We start from the raw sequence: 857 nt of genomic DNA on the forward strand, positions 1-857 counted from the left end.
AAGTGCCAGATCGTGAATCCGTCGATTCATGATCCAACACTAGGTTAGTATGTTTCTTTTACCGATTTTTACCTTTCCGTATTTCTGCTATATAAAATGTAGAAAAGCATGGAAGAATGGTATTTTCCATACTTCAAAGGCTTATATTTTTCCTTTCCATTTTACATTCGCCACCGTTAAAACGCCGGTATTCTGATATTCCAACTAGGGAGTAATCGCATTGACCAACTATGATGGCATCGTTATCGGTCATAGCCTGACCGTGGATAATTTATATTGCTTTATTTAATTCTGGATGGCTGATTAACAGCGTCAAGTTCTTCATGGCATTTTCATCGCGATCAACTACTTTGCCATAATTTGGGCAGTCCGGATTATAACAAATATATTCATTATGCTTAGTGCCATGCTTTTGATTACCCTTTAAGGTGACTTTTTCATCACCTTTTTTGACCATACCACAAACTGCACATCTTTGTGTTGACGGATAAAGCTTATTAGCCAAGATCAGTTCTTTATCATACCAATCACACTTATAAGCCAATAGCTGTCTAAACAGTCCAAACATTGATCGATGCATACCTTTTGAAGCAACGTGACTCATAAGCATGCCTTTTACGTCTAAGTTTTCAATTACTATTTGGTCATAATCATTAACCAGTTTGGTTGTAAACTTGTGCATCAAGTCGTGCTGAATATTGGAAACACGTTCATAACAAGATTGAAGCTTGGTTTTCGTCTTCAAATACTTATTACTTTGTGTCCCCTTGATTCTGCCATTAACTGTCCGCTTCTTAGCTAAACGCTTTTGATAAAACTTGATTTTCGCATAAAGCCTCTTTAGTGACTTAGGCAAG

1 protein-coding gene is annotated in these 857 nt (G+C 36.9%); it reads right to left on the reverse strand.

Going from position 1 to position 857, the window contains the following annotated elements; translation table 11 throughout:
* Positions 1-271 precede the first annotated feature (271 nt).
* A partial coding sequence (locus tag CP366_RS10340; RefSeq protein WP_233197990.1) for a transposase occupies positions 272-857 on the reverse strand: 586 nt, incomplete at its 5' end.

The sequence above is a fragment of the Lactobacillus sp. UMNPBX15 genome, from assembly GCF_002553785.1.
Taxonomy (GTDB): Bacteria; Bacillota; Bacilli; order Lactobacillales; family Lactobacillaceae; genus Lactobacillus; species Lactobacillus crispatus.